Origin of the sequence: Salinisphaera orenii subsp. halophila YIM 95161, from assembly GCF_003732545.1 — a bacterium.
Taxonomy (GTDB): domain Bacteria; phylum Pseudomonadota; class Gammaproteobacteria; order Nevskiales; family Salinisphaeraceae; genus Salinisphaera; species Salinisphaera orenii_A.
On sequence record NZ_AYKF01000018.1, the window covers coordinates 1 to 1,404 of the forward strand.

The following is a 1,404-nucleotide window of genomic DNA, read 5'->3' on the forward strand; positions in this document are numbered from 1 at the left end:
TGGTTGCGGCAACTCGTTCGTGGCATCGCGCGGGACACGCGCCCTCACCCACTAAAGCAGAGGAGCGGCATCGCCAGAGGCCGGGCGGGGGTGATGACAAAGCCATCGTCTGTCACCGCTACGCCCGGCTATGCGGCGCCTATCGTTTTGGCGACTCCGGCGTCGAGGTATCGCGGTGTCGCCGACGATGCCGCCAGTGTTTTCGGTTCTCCCTGGCAGGGCGCGGCGGACGCGCCGCGAGCCCCGGCCCGCCTGTCTGAACCTGTGTCTTTTCCTGGCCGCGGCGATACGGCGCGATAGCCCTCACCCATGCGCCGCAAGCCGAATGTTCGGCACCCTGCTGGTGCTTTCTGGCGGTCCCCGGCTGGCGCTACGTTCTCAGGCGCGCACGCGCGCTTCGTGGACCGCACCCAGCGGCACGGGGAACCGGGCGCCAGTGACCGAGGGCAGGTTACCGCTCTGTCCATTGACGGTGCGTTTGGCCAGCCAGGCGAACGCGACCGCCTCCACCCAGTCCGGGTCGAGGCCGTAATCGGCGGTCGAGACGAGTTCGCGCGGAGCGAGGCGGTCGATCAGCCGCCGTTTCAGCTCGGCGTTGCGCACGCCGCCGCCGCAGAGCAGCACCCGCTCGTCGCCCGGGCCGTGATGCGCGATGGCCTGCGCGATCGAGCGCGCGGTGAATTCGCACAGCGTGGTCTGGACGTTCACCGGATCCGGCGGTGCGTGCAGGCTGTCGATCTGGGCGCGCAGCCAGTCGAGGTTGAAATGCTCCCGGCCGGTGCTCTTGGGGGCCGGCCGGCGCAGATACGGATCGTTCATCAACTGGGCGAGCAGCGGGGGGTCGACGCGACCACTCGCGGCCCAGCGGCCGTCCTCGTCCAGCTGTCGGCCGAGATGGGCGGCGATCCAGGCGTCCATCAGCGCATTGCCCGGGCCGGTATCCAGACCGGTGACGGCGTCGAGGTCGTGGACCGCGGACGTCGGCAGGATGGTCAGGTTGGCGATGCCGCCGATGTTGGCGACGATGCGCGCCTGCTGCGAGTCGGCGAACACGCTGCGATGGAATGCCGGTACCAGCGGCGCCCCCTGACCGCCGACGGCCATGTCGCTGTTGCGGAAGTCGGCGACCACCCGACAGCCGGTGCGCGCGGCGATGAGACTCGCGGCGCCGAGCTGCAGGCTAAACGGCAGCGCCGCTTCCGGCTCGTGGCGAATGGTCTGGCCGTGGCTGCCGATCGCAGCGACGGCGTCCGCCGACACGTCGGCCTTGCGCATGACGGCCTGGGCGGCGGCTGCGAACCAGGCGCCGACGCGCTGGTCGAGCTCGCCGAACTTCGCCAGCGACACGCCGGCGACCTGCTGCGACAGATGCAGCAGGTCCTCGCGCAGCTCGGCGGGGGGGGG

Annotated in this window: 1 protein-coding gene; it reads right to left on the minus strand. The window is 70.7% G+C overall.

Going from position 1 to position 1,404, the window contains the following annotated elements; translation table 11 throughout:
* Positions 1-378: 378 nt before the first annotated feature.
* Positions 379-1,404 (minus strand): anhydro-N-acetylmuramic acid kinase (locus SAHL_RS02155; RefSeq protein ID WP_123589777.1); only part of this gene is annotated, 1,026 nt, incomplete at its 5' end.